Raw genomic sequence first — 15,021 nt, forward strand, 5'->3', positions numbered from 1 at the left:
TCTTAATTGTTCTGCGACTAATTGTAAGAAATTTCGAAGATCCCCGGCATAACATATACGCTTACAATATCTACGACAAAGATAAACTGGATATCACCTATTTAACTGGATAACGTTTCGCTATTCCTAAAATCGTCATCAGATTCCGAAACTAGAAATTCTGATGGTATACCTTGATTAAAGTGTAACCAAAAGGCAGTTCCCTCTAAGAAGGAACTGCTCTTTTGGTATCTAAATGGATAACTTTAGACTATTGATTTTTAGGTAAGCGTCTTTAAACGTTGGACTCTTCTAAGTAGTTTTAAGCTTGGGGTTTTTGATTTAAGTCGTTATTTTGCGTTAAATACCCTAATCGGCTATTTAACATCGCCACATGTTTTTGCATATCCACCGTCATGTCCTTAAACATCTGTTTAGCTGTTTGGTCTTGTGTGGATTCTGAAAATGTAGCATAGGTCCCCAACGCAGATTGAGCAGCAGCAACCGCTTTCTGCATATCTTGTTGAACGGTCATACAATACCCTCCTTTAATGTGTATAAAAGTAGTATGAAAGAAAACGCCTATTCTTATGTAGGTAATATATTACTTTACATACAATAAACAGCTATATTTTGGGTATAAAAAGGCCAGTATTGTTTCTCTACAGTATCTGATGATTTAAATCCTTCCTAAACTTACCAACTCAAAATTAGGATTAAAAAGGAAGTAATTGTAATAATAAGGTTGACTAATTGGAGGTTGATAATATGACGGTTGCTTCTCAGGTAAAACAAACCCTAGCCACTTTAAAAGGAGCTCGTGGAACGTTAAATATGTATACAGCACAAACACGGGATGACGAAACTCGATCAGTTTACACTAATTCTCTAGAAATTACCGATAACGTTATTCATGATTTGGAAGATCGACTTAAAACTCTCGAATTTGAAGAGCCACAGTATAAAGGTAATTAAAAGGGTGTGAAACTATGCAGGAACCGCTGGCTGTCATTATTAGATCACTTTCTCTATTTGTTTTAGTTTGGTTATCAACAAGACTTATAGGCAAAAGAACTATTAGCCGAGTAAAACCCTTTAATTTTATGGGCTATATTGTTTTAGCCATTGTCGCTACTTTAATGTCTTTAAACCTAGTAAATCTCATTTCCGGTTTTATAGTTTTGCTGACATGGCTTATCCTCCCCATAGCCCTGGATTATTTATCAATCAAGAGTGGATTGGCCAGTATCGTTAATCGGAGAAGATTCGATCGTATCTCTCTTACAATACTTTGATTGGTATTCCTGTTATTGGCGATGACAGTGTCAAAAAGATCCTGATAATAGGTAATTTGGTCGCTCATCATGTCAATTGATTTTTTATTTCCAGCCAAAATATTATTGTATGACTTTTGGTCGGAACTTTGTCTTTCCTTAGAATGGACTTGGGTTTTCTTTGGTTGCTTGATAATATAAAACTTCTAGGATATTCCAATTTCAAGCTTTAAAGTTGTAAGTTTTATTCCTGGGCACTTCCTAATTCATCCACGTCAATAGGATACGTTTGCCCTATCTTTAAGCTAACCATATCCACAAGCCAGAATAAGAGAGCCCCGAATACTATTCCTCCGGCGACATCCAACAAAGTATGTTGTTTGATAAACAACGTGGATAGGATAATTATCACTGCTAAACCCCGTACCGAAGCTGTAAAAATAGGTGCCTGGATATTCAATCTTGAGCAGGCTCGGAAAAGAACAAAACTAATTAATACATGGATACTGGGAAACGAATTATACGGTTTATCCGCAAGGTAAATATACAATACAATCCCGGTAAACAAGTCGTGAGCGTCAAGCGGCGGCCTAGGCGTAGTGGTCTGGGCAAGTATAAAAAAGCAATAACTTAATACTAACCCCATTAGACAAGAGATTAGTGTCGTAACATAAAGACGCGGTTGCCGTTTCATCAGCCATAATAATGTGATCATTACAAAAGGGTACCAAACGATGTAAGGAAGGGCAAAATACTTAACGAATGGGATCATCTGATCAAAAACGGTAGCGAGATTATAGACCCGCCCGCTGGTGTGATTTAAGAGAAAATAGATAGAATTAAACGCCGGCAAAACTAATAATGAGAAACCCCAATACTTCGAAAACTGCTTTTCCAAGATACCTACCCCGTTCTTCGATAATACAGCCATACAACATTTATGTCATTTAAAGATGTCGAAGGCTTTTTTTTACTGTATCTAACCCTTTTCCGTCTTTTTTATCATCAGCATTACTTGGTACCTATCTAAGACAGCATCCAATATTTTACTTACGGTTACAACTTCCGGATCTCTAAAAGATCTACCCTCTTTAATCTTGATCATGCTTAGATCATGCTTAAGTGCAATTCTTCGATTTGCTTTATTACTGACACATATGTCAGTGTTCCAATATTGTTCGGGCATAACCTCTACTTTCTTAAACAGATACTAATACCTTTGGGTTACAAAGAAGGCCCCCATACTTACCGATGAAAGCCTAGTGTAGGAGGAACGCGTATCGAGTGATATCATGCCCTTGATACGGATTATTATGCTAGTTGTTTAGACGAATGCTTCTCTTCAGCCATTTCCGTAATAGAATACATCAATAGCCGGAAACCCGACTGTAGCCGTTTTAATAATACTGACTGTTCTACTAACTGGTTTCGGTGTTTTTGACCATATTGCCCAATGGGCTGGATCGGGTACGATCATTCCAGTCACTGGTTTTGCTAATACAATAGCATCCGCTTCGATCGAATACCGAAGCGAAGGTTATGTTCTTGGAGTCGGTGGCAATATGTTAAAACTAGCAGGTCCAGTGATCGTTTATGGTGTTTTCTCTGCGTTTGTTGTCTCAATAGTCATCATAATTTTTAGAGCATTGGGTGTGATGTAAATGCTATCAGCGGTGGGAGGTCCCAACGAAGCACAAGGTCCTTTGGCAGCCGATTTTGGAATTTCGATAGATCAAGATTCAACGATGTTCATCCAACAATACCCATTTCGCTTATTGAATATATCGCCGTATAAGACGGTTGCTGGTAAGTGGTAAGAAGTAATCGAATGGCCTTTCGCACTCTTATTTACCGAGTTCTTTCCAATGTTCATAGGCCTCACTTAATTCAGTTAGACCAATGGATTTATCTTTCGCTTGTATAGCACCCCTAAGCCTAGCAATATTGCTTGAGAAAGCATTAATTTCATCACGTTCTGAACTGAATTGTACTCTGTTAACGACCTTATCCCAAGCTCTATTTAAATTATCGATATCTTGCTTAGCTGCTTCCCAATTTTCGTGATTGACATCCTGTACAAGCGTTTCAATGGATTGTGGAATATTGTCATCTACCCCTAGGGGTTGTTTTAATAGATCACCACTTAGCATGACCATCACAAAGAAAACGAGTGTGACTATTGGAATAGATATCACCAAAAACCGTCTCATAAAATCATCTCCTTAGTAGGGTCCCTTATAATCACCAATATCTGTCATATTCTTAAGATGATCCTCGTACTTGTCCACATACAAACTCCCTGATGGATTTAAGGTTGCCAAGAAAACGTCTGATATGTCACGAATTCCCTGCTTTTTGAGCTCATTAAGTAGCCAAGTATTGTCTTTCTTAAGCTGTTTTAGGTTCTCTTCTACAATAATACCATCGTAAATTAATTCGGAACTTATTCCTGAGGGGGAAACTGCAATGTTCATGTCCTTGGGAGTTAAAGGCAGGTGTTCCGGTTTTAATAAGACAGAAATCTGACCGTTGGGCTCTATAATTGCAAAATCGACTTGGGTCACATCAAATACGCCTTTGTTCCTGAGCAGTTCTAAAATCTCTGATATCCTATATTTCATTTTCTTTAACACATTCTCCATAATTTTGCCGTTCATGATGACGATCGTCGGTTCACCCTCTAAAAATTTAGCAGCATAGCGCCATTTTGAGGATATGATTTCCATCAAGTATCCTAAGACACACCAAATTAAAAGGCCTACAAAATGTGGCCACGCCCGACTGGATAAATCGGTTGTTAAGGTAGCGGCAATGGAACCAATTGTAATCCCGAGTACATAATCGAAAAAGTTAAGCTGACTTATCTGTTCTTTGCCAATGATTCTTGTAAAGATCAGAAGAGAGAAAAAACCTATAAAAGCTCTAACAATTACCACTAAACCCTCATCCATATTACACCTTCCATAATTCGCATAGTATAAGGGTATTATCTGACATTAATAAATCTTTATACTATAAAAAAAGACTCAGCCGCAGATACGGCTAAGTCCTCTAACATTCTGACTACGGGCAACTAGGGTTATGAGCCTTGGGGGCCTCACCCCTGTGCAGGTTGTGGCGGTGTTGGAGTAGGGGGCGGCTCCCACGACAAAAAAGGAAATGAAAATTGGGAGCTGGCGCTGGTCTGCAACCACTGCGGCTACTTGACAACCATAGCCCGCACCAAGAGTGCTGCTCCCGAACCTTCAAATCTCCAACAACAGCGAGGACGACAGTCAGCCCCTGGGCAAGTACGGCAGAATGGCGATGGAGTACCTGCACGAAAACCATCCACAGCGGTTTATGATTTTGAAAATGGATGGCACGCTGATGGAAAAAATGCACAGAGTCCACAAGGAAGCGGTGGAGAAAATCGAGTACATCACCCAGCAGATGCTGGAGGCCGAACCGATGTCGGCAACGGAGGACATCATGGAGAAGACCCGCCACATGAACAGCCTGCGGTCGGCAGCGGAGGAAATCGTGCTGAACGAGATCATATTCAAGGTGAGATAAGCCCGTCTCCAAACAGTCAAAATGCAGAGCCGCCCAAAAGCGAACAGGAGTCGCCGCCGGACGGCTCTTTTTTCCAGCCGCAGATTGGATTCGACAAACATGCACTTCGCTTTCTCAGGGTTCGACTTGACGCGGGACCCTATGTCGTCGGATGCTCTAATGTAGCGAGGGTGAGTGGCCAATGGCCAATTTGAAGTTATAAATGTTCTTGAGTATAAAAAACCAAGCCTGTTTCCGTTGGAACCGGAAACAGGCTTCATAAATTTGTTTTATTAAATGTGCACTACTTCTCTTAGGCATTATAAAACGAAATTTAACGGTTTTGGCTTATCGACCCTTCTCCAAGGCCATTCGCTTAAATTTCTCCCGCGCATTCTCTGGGGGAACCGATAAAACTTCTCGACGTGTCATAACCAGAGCACCACTCGGACAGGCAGCAGAGCATACACCACAACCTATACAGACCTCATTCTTCAAAACTGGTGCTTCAATCCCACTTCCCTGGTCGGTCATAGAGATCGCCTGGATATGACACTTATCGGAACAAATACCACAACCAATACAATTCTCCAGTTCAAAAGATGGGATAAAATTACTAGGGTGGGTGGCATAGATCTGTTGTTCATTGATCCCGCGGAGAACATTACAGCAACAACCACAGCAATTGCAAATGTAAGTTGGTTTATTCATCACATTATCACACAGGTGTACTAAACCAAGCTCTTGTGTCTCAGCGAGCACCTTCAGAAGCTCATCGACAGTTGCCGGTTTGCCTAAACCTTTACGAACTATCCATTCAGCGGCTCCACCAAGAGACATGCAGACTTCCAAAGGTGCATCACAAGCCTTACCAACATGGGATCTTTCATGGCGACAAGCACACATGGTTATGGCGCCTCCGCCAGATTGCCGAATGATTTCCGTGGCCTTCTCATAATCCAAGACTTCAGTTTCTACTGCTAAGGGCATTACATTCTCATATATCAAGGTTCGCATGATCTTCGTATCCAGACCAGCTATTTCTTGCATGACTCCAGGACTGTGAAAGTAGGTGTCGAATAGTTCTGCTAACTCTTTCATGTTAACTTGGTCTCTTGTTCTCATAAAAGTATATTCAAAGAATCCGACTAAAACTGGTGCTAACATATAATAAAAAGAATTTTTGCGAGGGATATCAAGGACCAAACCCTTGTCAGACATTCCGTCTAAGATAATCTTTAATTCGCTTTCCTCGATGCCTGTGGCAGATGCTATTTTATCTAAGGACATCGGAATTAAGGAAAATTTACTACCTACTAAAGCTTCACTTTCCGTGTAGAGACGATGGAGAATTGCCATGAGATCTTCATTGATCGGTGCACCTTCTGGAGCCTTACTTAGACGTTCTGCAAGTGCATGGAATATCTCTTCCTTAGCATTAATTACATGACCCAAACTCTTTCCCCCCTCTTAATCGAAGTTCGATATACGAAGATCGTGGTTCGATTTTGATTAGGGATTGTTTTCCTCCCTACTTATGGTGTACTCTTTCGAACCTCGGACCTCAAGCATCGAACTTCGCACCTCGCCATAATAGTTATCCTCTTAGAAGTTTGAACTTCAAACTTCGCGCCTTGCCTTATTAGCTGTATTCACTCTGACCTCGGACCTTAAACTTCGCGCCTCGAACCACGCTATTTGATCCCCTCAGCATAGGCTTCATGGATAGCATCGAGAACTTTACGTGGTTTAGCAGCATCCCCAATGATACTCAACGACTCAATCTTACCTTGAAGAGCAGTGTAAAGTTCATTTTGGGAACAAGATCCTACTGCTAAGATGACGGTATCTGCCGGTATGACCCTTTGTTCTCCAGCGTTTTCCACGAATACACCATCCGCCCGAATTTCAAGGACTTTGTTATCTTCGAGACAGTTAACCCTGTAACGTTTCAAATCTGCCAACATGGACCAGCGGGTACTAGGCCCGATGTCCCGTCCGATTCCTTTGCCCATCTCTAAAACAGTAATCTTTTTACTTCCCTGAGTTGCCAAACGATAGATTTCTTGGTCTGTTTCAGCCTGCTGCAAGAGAAGGAATCGCAAAGTTTGATTATCTATGGTACCTGATTCCGCTAGCAAGAGTGCTGTATCAACTCCGACAGCCCCACCCCCAACGATGATGACATTTTGACCGATTATTTTGCGACCTAACAAAACATCCCACGCCTGCAAAACCTGGGTTCCTGGTTCGATTTTGATAGGCGGAGTAATGGGGCGAGCACCCGTTGCAATTACGACCCTATTAAATTCTCCGTTCTGGACGGCGGATAGAATCTTTTCAGGGGTAGCCTTTACGTTATACTGGATAATCACCCCTAAATCCTGGCAGATATTTGCTAAGTAGGTTCCAAAATATAAGAAATCTTGACGACCAGGAGGGGCTGAAGCTAATGCTAATTGTCCACCTGTCTTGTCACTTTCTTCCCAAATCGTGACCTTATGTCCTTTTTGCGTCGCGACACGTGCAAACTCTAATCCGGCAGCACCTGCCCCGATCACAAGAATCTGTTGATTTTGAGCTGGTGGATTTTTTAACTCTAATTCTGCCAATTCAGCTTCTCGGCCTGCCTCAGCATTGACCAAACAACTTACGGGTTTAAGTTGAAAAACATAGTCTAAACAGCCTTGATTACATCCGATACAGGGTCGAATTCTATCCGAAGCTCCACTCATGGCTTTTTTGGGTAGCTCTGGGTCCGCAAGAAGGGGGCGGGCCATGCCAATAAAGTCTGCTTTACCTTCTTGCAGAATTTCCTCTGCCAATTCAGGAGTGTTAATCCGGTTACAGGCGAAGACAGGAATTGAGACCGCTTGTTTAATGCCATGAGCTAGGTAGGTATAAGCTCCAGGAGGAACATTCATGGTAAGCTGAGGGACTTGGGTTTCATGCCAACCGCCTGTCACATTGAGAGCGTTTACGCCTTTTTTCTCAAGAGCTTGACAAAAAGCTCGTGATTCAGTATTTGTGTGACTGCCGGGCACAAAATCATTTCCCGCAACTCGAACTATGATAGGGTAATCCGGTCCAACTGCGACACGTACTGCCTCTACCACTTCAAGCCCGAAAGTCATGCGGGCCTGGAGGTCTCCACCATAACGATCGGAGCGTTGATTGGTGACCGGTGAAAGAAATTGGGAAATCAGATATCCCGCACTGGCGAGAATCTCAACCCCATCAAACCCTGATGCTTGTGCTCTTTTAGCAGCCTTAGCAAAGGAATCAATCACTTGGTTAATTTTTTCCTGCGTAAGCTCTTCCGGAGTTTGCCTTGTCAACCTGGAAGGAATTGGAGAGGGAGCCACCGAAGGCTGGCCGGTAAGAACAGAGTGAGCGTACCTGCCGGCTTGATAAAGCTGAGGCACGATTTTGGCACCTTCGGCGTGAACAGCCTCCACTAAACGTCTCAGACCGGGAATGAAGCAATCGTCATCTAGTTGAGTCATCCCAGGGCCGTTTCCAATCCGGTCAATACCACAGCCGCCAAACACGATAAGACCAACCCCACCACGGGCTCGGGCACGATAAAACTCAATCAATTTGTCATTTACTTCACCTTTAGGGCTATATCCTAAATGCATAGGCGTCATCACCAGACGATTGCGAAGTTGAAGTGTACCTATTTTTGCAGGAGAAAAAAGCATAGACATTATCACAAACCTCCTAATTGTAGTTTCTTAATACAAAAAGCAGTCCAGTGAACTCGTTCAACTAAAGATGAACTTTAGTTCTCGATCATACTCGTTATGTAGATATATAGATATATAGATATATCGGAATATTCGAACAGCAAAAATGAAAAAAATTAATCCAAGGAAAGTTTTTCGAGAACTTTTTCAAAGGTAGCAAACTCTTCATCCGTAAAGCGTTCTTTAATTTCTTGATTCAAGGTTTCAGCCAGACAGGTAATTTCCAAGATATTTTGTTTAGCCTTATCCTTAAGAAAGACTAAAAGTGAGCGTCTATCTTCTGGGTCGTCCCTCCTTTCTACTAAATCCTGGCGTTCCAGACGATCCAAGATGGAGGTAAGTGTAGATCCATCCATTTCTAAACTTTTGGCTAAGTCCTTGAATTTAACCCCATCTTTTTCCCACACCACACTCATTACATAGAATTGTGCCGGAGTAATTCCGTAATGAGAAAAACTACTCTCATAATACCGATTGACCTTTCTCATGACTCGACTAAGTTTATAACAGACATACTTCGAAGGGCTACAGCTAATATTGGTCTCGTCCATGATCGCACCTCGTATACTTTTTGTTGGCACACCATTATTGGTATAGACATTAATGGTGTACCAACAATTATGAATCAAGTATAGCGCAGAATAAATTTAAAGGCAATAGGATTTACCATGATTTACAAACTTATTGACCAGCAAGGGTCATCTTCGTATTGCATATTTATGACCGAAAGCTGTCCTCAAGTGTTTTTGAGAACAGCTTTATCAATCTAGTATATGCTTCCTTAGCTCGGGTCCCTTTGCTCTAAAGACATATCCACAGATTCATCTTTGGCACTTAGAAGTCTAAGTTCTCGGTAACTTAGAGTCTCATAGTTCTTAAGTTTTAGCCTGCTTCGATTCCTAGATCTGCACCCTTAAATTGACTGTTATAAAGGTCTGCATAGAAACCATTCTGGGCAAGAAGTTGGTAATGGTTACCCACTTCTACAATACTTCCTTGATTCATAACCAAAATTAGATCTGCATCTCTAATAGTGGAAAGCCTATGTGCTATCACAAAACTTGTTCTATCTCTCATTAGATTGGTCATCGCTTTTTGGATAAAGACTTCCGTTCTTGAGTCAACGCTACTGGTAGCTTCGTCCAAAATTAAAATGGCAGGATCGGCTAGGATGGCACGTGCGATCGTCAGTAGTTGTTTTTGCCCTTGAGAAATATTCGAAGCTTCCTCATTTAAAAATGTTTGATAGCCATCCGGAAGTGTCTTAATAAAATGATCGGCATGTGCAGCTTTTGTAGCTTGGATAACCTCTTCTTCTGTAGCTCCTTCACGACCGTAGGCGATGTTTTCCAGCACAGTACCATTGAAGAGCCAGGTATCTTGGAGGACCATCCCGAACATACTGCGTAGGGCACCACGTTTAATCTCTCGAATATCCACTCCATCAATCGTAATTTTCCCAGCACTTATTTCATAGAATCGCATTAATAGATTGACAAGGGTAGTTTTACCAGCACCCGTTGGCCCCACAATAGCAATGGTATTTCCCTGTTTAACGTCAATATTCATACCTTTAATTAATGGTTCTTCCTCTTTATAGCTGAAATCAACGTTTTCAAATCTTACATTACCCTTAGGAAAGGCTATTACTTGCGCATTAAGATCATCTGAGACTTCTTCAGTCTCATCTAAAAGTTCAAAGATGCGTTCAGCCGAAGCGATTGTCGACTGAATAATATTAGCGATATTAGCCGTCTGAACAATTGGCATTGTAAATTGCCTCGAATATTGGATAAAAGCTAGTATATCTCCAATACTTATTGTACCTCTGGTGGCGAAAACACCACCGACGACACAGATAATTACATAACCAAGATTACTGACCAATCTCATTAAGGGCATTATTATCCCAGAAATAAACTGTGCTTTATAGCCTGCCGTATAGAGTTGATCATTAATTGAATTAAAGGTTTTGATCGATTCCTCCTCACGCCCAAAGGCCTTAACCAGTTTGTGACCAGCAAACATTTCTTCAACATGCCCATTAAGTTCTCCAAGCGATTTTTGTTGATTAGCAAAGTGTTTTTGAGAACGTTTGGCAATATTAATGGTAATAACCACGTATAGGGGTAGTGTTAAGACAACAATCAGGGTTAATAAGGGGCTGATTGATAGCATCATCACGACAACCCCTACAAGCGTCACAATCGATGTAATCAGTTGAGTGAGACTTTGCTGAAGAGTGGTTGAGATATTATCTACATCATTTGTGACGCGGCTCAAAATTTCGCCGTGGGTCCTGGTATCAAAAAACCTAAGCGGTAAGCGTGAAAGCTTCTCACCGACTTCCTTACGCATCTTATAGACAGTTTTCTGGGCTACACCAGCCATAATATATTGCTGCAGATAACTAAACGCGGCACTTATCAGATATAACCCGATCAGGATTAGGACGATCTGCCAGATATATGCGAAATCCAGCTTTGGTACAGGCTTTAGCATCTGGACAGCGATCATTTTAGCGCCGAAGCCCTCCGCGATTTTTGTGATTCCTTTACCCATAATCTTGGGGCCCAAAATACTAAAAATTGTGCTTAGAATTGCAAATACAAATACGATTATGAATTTCGTTCTTTGTGGCTTTAAATAATTAAGCAACCTGAAAAGTGTCTTTTTAAAATCTTTAGCTTTTTCTACTGGTTTCCCGAGGGATCCCATAGGCCCCCCAGATCTTCCGCCGGAAAAACCCTTGTCCGTTTTATTAATCTTTCGTTCTTCACTCACCCTACTTCCTCCTCTGCAAGTTGTGAAGCTACAATCTCGCGATAGACACTACAGGTTTGTAACAGTTCTTTATGGGTTCCAATCCCTGTGATTTGTCCGTCATCTAAAACGATGATTCGATCTGCATCTCTCACGGTTGAGACACTCTGAGCAATGATGAACACCGTAGCCTTGGCGATTTCAAGTTTGAGCGCAGCTCGCAGCCTCGCAGCCGTTTTAAAATCCAGCGCAGAGAAACTATCGTCAAAAAGATAGATTTTAGGTTTCCTTACCAGAGCCCGAGCAATGGAGAGACGTTGCTTTTGTCCTCCAGAAATATTAGTTCCTCCCTGAGCAATCTTATGATCAAAGCCAGCTACCATACCTAGGATAAATTCAATAGCTTGTGCTACCTGAGCTGCATGTTTAATCTCTTCTAAAGTAGCCTCTTCTTTGCCGTATTTAATATTTTCTGCAATAGTCCCTGTAAAAAGCACAGTTCTTTGAGGAACAAAACCTATCTCAGCTCGCAAATCTTGCTGCCTCATGTCTCGTACATCAATCCCATCCACTAAAACACTCCCATGTTCAACATCATAGAAACGTGTTAATAAATGAATTAAGGTTGATTTACCAGAGCCTGTCCCCCCAATAATAGCCGTCACTTCACCTGCTTTGGCGCTAAAACTAATATTACTCACGGCAGGTTGATCTGCACCAGGATATCGAAAGGAAACATCTTTAAATTCCACGAGCTCTCGTTCACTGTTTACAGATCTTGGCTCTTCAGGATCCCTAATATCCAGATTTGTATCTAGTACTTCATTGATTCTGACTGCGGAAACTTGGGCACGTGGAATCATAATAAATAACATAACGAGCATTAATAAAGAGAATAAGATTTGGGTCGCATATTGAATAAATGCCAAAAGTGAACCCATCTGCATATCTCCTAAGTCTATTCTAATAGCACCAAACCAAACTAGGGCTACTGTTGTCAGGTTCATGATCAACATCATCATTGGCATTAAAACAGCCATAATCAAATTAATTTTTATGGCATTTTCCATAATATCTTGATTGGCCTGATCAAAGCGTACTTTTTCTTTGTCAATGCGATTGAAGGCACGTATCACTCGAATGCCGGTGAGATTCTCACGTAGAACCAGATTTAATCGATCAAGTTTTTCCTGCATTACTTTAAATAATGGCAATCCTCTCAGCAACGTAATCCCAATAATCCCAAAAAGTACGGGTATGACTACAACAAGCACCCAGGCTAACGATATATCCTGTTGGAGTGCCATAACAATTCCACCGATACCCGTCAATGGCGCAGTAACCATCATACTAAGGATCAAAACGGAAACTTGTTGAACTTGAGTTACATCATTGGTCGTTCTGGTAATCAGTGTGGCAGTCCCCAATTTGTCAAACTCCTGCAAGGAGAAACTTTCGACTTTGTTAAAGATTTTTTCACGCACAATTTTTCCGAAACCCACTGCCGTTTTCGAGGATAGATAGGTGGCAATGATTGCACAAACAGTACCTCCCGCGGCAATGATTAACATGAGACCACCAATTTTAAAAATATAATCAACATCTTTGTTAACGATTCCGTAATCCACAATATCTGCCATCAAGGTAGGAAGATATAGATCAGAAAGTACTTGGAGAAAAAGTAGTAAAACAACAGCAGCAATGTGGGCAGAATACTCCTTCATCAATCGAAACAGTTTAAGCATAAAAGATCCTCTCCCATCCTCGTCCTATTTAGTGTGATTAGCCAAACTTTTATCTATCATCTATGCCGCTTAAAAGCTTCTTAAGTGTACTCAAACCCTCAAATATTTTCTCTAGGTCCTCAGGGTTTCCTTTATTCATAACACTTTCAATATTTTGTTGCAGATTCATCTCAAAATGTTGATGCATCTCCTTAAAATGAGGCGAAATTTTGACAAATACAATCCTTCTGTCCTTTTCACTGCGTTCTCTTTCTACCATTCCTTGCTTTTCTAACCGATCAACGATGCCAGACACAGTACTATTCGGTAGGCTTAGCTTACTACTGAGCTCAGTAATCTTGAGCTTAGTTTCCTTACTTAAGATCATGAGTACCATGCCTTGTGGTGGAGTGATCCCTGAATCTTCGAAGACTTTATTCATGCTCTGTTTAAATAGAATCATGACCTCCTGAAAAAGATTTGCCACTTCCGCACTTTTATTTATTCTTTCCACTTCGTACTCCTTTATTTAAGTATTTCGACTTGGTTTATTTTCCGACGTATATATTTCGGTCTCGAAACTTTCGTTCATGAAATATATTACTCCTTAAATATTTGATCGTCAAATCAAGATATGTGATTTCCTCAGAATAATGGGATATCCAGGAAATACGTTGATTGGACACGTTAGAGATGACACCTTGTAATCAACAATTGGATAAATTTTCTCGGAAGTGACCTTCAAAATATTACCAAGCACTTTTCGTTCGTAGTAAAAATTGCAAGAGCCTTCCACCACCTCATTTGAAGTGTGTGAAAGGCTCTAGTCAGCTTCGAAGTGTAACTACCTTACGATTCCACGATTCACAAAATCCTGTTTCAGGATCTCCAATCTCTTCGTACCGTCTAAACGTTTTTGTCTCATTTCTTCTTGAATCGCTTTTGTTTCCTCAATACCCTTGACGATCGTCTGCCAGGATTTTTCCAAGGTTTCTATACTCACCGAACTCCCTGAAGCTAGTTTAGCCACCATTTTTGATTGTAAGGCAGTGTTTTCGGCATTACGAAGTAATAGCTCATTTGTCTTCTCATCTAACGCGCTCATCGCTTTGGCTTGTACTGATTGACGCTTTAACATGATGGCCTGAACCAGGCATTGCTTAAAGATTGGCATGGTAATCACAAACGCCGAATTAATCTTACGCACCAAGTTATAATTTCCATATTCAATGGCTTTGATGGTTGGCATACTTTGTACAGCAACATTTTCAGCAAGTTGTAAGTCATAAATTCTTTGTTCCATAATATCTTGAACCTGCAGTAAGTTATTGACGTTTTGTTGGTCGAGTCTGTCACCCGTCTGATTAGCTTTAGCCTGAGCAGCAGGGATAACATTATTCTTAAGTTCTGCAAGTACAACTTGACCAGCGTAAATATATTGCCCTAACTGCTCGTAATACTCCGTGTTTTTATCAAACATATCCGCTAAGTGCTTATTGGCAATATTAATTTCTGCTTCATATTGTTTCAGCGTTACAAATACTTTATCAACTTCATCACCCATAGAGTTATATTTTTTAAAGAGGGCATCAACTGAATTCTTTGCTTTAGAGAAAAGCTTCTCTAGAAAGCCTGGTGATTTTTGTTCGAAATCTTTGATATCAAACTTCTCCATGATCTTATTGAGTTGAAGCAATAGTTCGCCTGAATCCTCAACCTTTGTCGATTGCATAGAATGAAGGATAGCGTCTGAAAAACGAGCAACCTCTTCTGCAGAGTTCTTACCAAAGGACATGATTGAGCTAACATCTTCTATATTGATTTGTCGTACAATACTGCGAACCTCGAGGCTTTCTTGGACTCTAACCATAACTTCATGTTTCTGTTTCTCTAGATCAAACTCTGGTACAGGGACCGGCAATAAGCTTTTATCCTCTGTTAACGTGGTTGTAAAGCCTTGAATTTCCATTTCAAATCCCCTTTTCTTATATTTATGTG

At 40.9% G+C, this 15,021-nt stretch carries 16 protein-coding genes and 1 pseudogene; 5 read left to right on the forward strand and 12 right to left on the reverse strand.

Annotated features, from left to right (window positions below; translation table 11 throughout):
* Positions 1-301: 301 nt before the first annotated feature.
* Entirely contained in the window at positions 302-514 is a 213-nt protein-coding gene (locus tag ACYQ3Q_RS27150; RefSeq protein WP_459931527.1) for a DUF1657 domain-containing protein, read from the reverse strand.
* 233 nt (positions 515-747) lie between these two features.
* On the opposite strand from ACYQ3Q_RS27150, the gene ACYQ3Q_RS27155 reads away from it, so the two are divergent.
* Both ACYQ3Q_RS27155 and ACYQ3Q_RS27160 read left to right on the forward strand, forming a co-directional pair.
* Positions 748-954 (forward strand): DUF1657 domain-containing protein, encoded by a 207-nt coding sequence (locus ACYQ3Q_RS27155; RefSeq protein WP_459931528.1) that lies wholly within the window; start codon positions 748-750, stop codon positions 952-954.
* Between the two features lie 14 nt (positions 955-968).
* Positions 969-1,274, forward strand: a complete 306-nt coding sequence (locus tag ACYQ3Q_RS27160) for a DUF421 domain-containing protein (protein ID WP_459931529.1) — start codon at positions 969-971, stop codon at positions 1,272-1,274.
* A gap of 223 nt (positions 1,275-1,497) precedes the next feature.
* On the opposite strand, the gene ACYQ3Q_RS27165 is transcribed toward ACYQ3Q_RS27160, so the two are convergent.
* Positions 1,498-2,184, reverse strand: coding sequence for a phosphatase PAP2 family protein (locus ACYQ3Q_RS27165; RefSeq protein ID WP_459931530.1), 687 nt, complete (start codon positions 2,182-2,184; stop codon positions 1,498-1,500).
* 48 nt (positions 2,185-2,232) lie between these two features.
* Positions 2,233-2,439 carry an aspartyl-phosphate phosphatase Spo0E family protein gene (locus ACYQ3Q_RS27170; protein ID WP_459931531.1) on the reverse strand — a complete coding sequence of 69 codons (207 nt, stop codon included), beginning with the start codon at positions 2,437-2,439 and terminating at the stop codon, positions 2,233-2,235.
* A gap of 187 nt (positions 2,440-2,626) precedes the next feature.
* Between ACYQ3Q_RS27170 and ACYQ3Q_RS27175 the strand changes: the two are divergent.
* A pseudogene (locus ACYQ3Q_RS27175) lies at positions 2,627-2,914 on the forward strand (SpoVA/SpoVAEb family sporulation membrane protein); the annotation flags it as partial.
* Positions 2,915-3,070: a hypothetical protein gene (locus tag ACYQ3Q_RS27180; protein ID WP_459931532.1), complete on the forward strand. Its 156-nt coding sequence runs from the start codon at positions 2,915-2,917 to the stop codon at positions 3,068-3,070. It begins immediately after the preceding pseudogene.
* Between the two features lie 27 nt (positions 3,071-3,097).
* Here ACYQ3Q_RS27180 and ACYQ3Q_RS27185 read toward each other — a convergent pair whose 3' ends face one another.
* Positions 3,098-3,463 (reverse strand): DUF4363 family protein, encoded by a 366-nt coding sequence (locus ACYQ3Q_RS27185; RefSeq protein ID WP_459931533.1) that lies wholly within the window; start codon positions 3,461-3,463, stop codon positions 3,098-3,100.
* 12 nt (positions 3,464-3,475) lie between these two features.
* A complete protein-coding gene (locus tag ACYQ3Q_RS27190; protein ID WP_459931534.1) occupies positions 3,476-4,204 on the reverse strand; it encodes a YetF domain-containing protein in 729 nt (242 codons plus the stop codon).
* Positions 4,205-4,456: 252 nt separating this feature from the next.
* Here ACYQ3Q_RS27190 and ACYQ3Q_RS27195 point away from each other — a divergent pair, with 252 nt between their 5' ends.
* Positions 4,457-5,002, forward strand: a complete 546-nt coding sequence (locus ACYQ3Q_RS27195; RefSeq protein ID WP_459931535.1) for a hypothetical protein — start codon at positions 4,457-4,459, stop codon at positions 5,000-5,002.
* 133 nt (positions 5,003-5,135) lie between these two features.
* On the opposite strand, the gene ACYQ3Q_RS27200 is transcribed toward ACYQ3Q_RS27195, so the two are convergent.
* The 7 genes from ACYQ3Q_RS27200 to ACYQ3Q_RS27230 form a co-directional block, all read right to left on the reverse strand.
* Positions 5,136-6,242 (reverse strand): 4Fe-4S dicluster domain-containing protein, encoded by a 1,107-nt coding sequence (locus ACYQ3Q_RS27200; RefSeq protein ID WP_459931536.1) that lies wholly within the window; start codon positions 6,240-6,242, stop codon positions 5,136-5,138.
* A 239-nt stretch (positions 6,243-6,481) separates the two neighbouring features.
* Positions 6,482-8,497, reverse strand: a complete 2,016-nt coding sequence (locus tag ACYQ3Q_RS27205) for an oxidoreductase (protein ID WP_459931537.1) — start codon at positions 8,495-8,497, stop codon at positions 6,482-6,484.
* A 155-nt stretch (positions 8,498-8,652) separates the two neighbouring features.
* Positions 8,653-9,087 (reverse strand): MarR family winged helix-turn-helix transcriptional regulator, encoded by a 435-nt coding sequence (locus ACYQ3Q_RS27210; protein ID WP_459931538.1) that lies wholly within the window; start codon positions 9,085-9,087, stop codon positions 8,653-8,655.
* A 331-nt stretch (positions 9,088-9,418) separates the two neighbouring features.
* Positions 9,419-11,320 carry an ABC transporter ATP-binding protein gene (locus ACYQ3Q_RS27215; protein ID WP_459931539.1) on the reverse strand — a complete coding sequence of 634 codons (1,902 nt, stop codon included), beginning with the start codon at positions 11,318-11,320 and terminating at the stop codon, positions 9,419-9,421.
* The gene (locus tag ACYQ3Q_RS27220) at positions 11,317-13,044 is read right to left on the reverse strand and encodes an ABC transporter ATP-binding protein (RefSeq protein ID WP_459931540.1); all 1,728 of its coding nucleotides are present in this window, start codon (positions 13,042-13,044) and stop codon (positions 11,317-11,319) included. Before ACYQ3Q_RS27220 ends, ACYQ3Q_RS27215 begins: the two co-directional genes overlap by 4 nt.
* 49 nt (positions 13,045-13,093) lie before the next feature.
* Positions 13,094-13,537, reverse strand: a complete 444-nt coding sequence (locus ACYQ3Q_RS27225; RefSeq protein WP_459931541.1) for a MarR family winged helix-turn-helix transcriptional regulator — start codon at positions 13,535-13,537, stop codon at positions 13,094-13,096.
* Between the two features lie 330 nt (positions 13,538-13,867).
* Complete coding sequence (locus tag ACYQ3Q_RS27230) at positions 13,868-14,992, reverse strand: toxic anion resistance protein (protein WP_459931542.1); 1,125 nt, start codon at positions 14,990-14,992, stop codon at positions 13,868-13,870.
* Between the last annotated feature and the right edge of the window lie 29 nt (positions 14,993-15,021).

Source organism: Desulfosporosinus burensis, assembly GCF_054657535.1.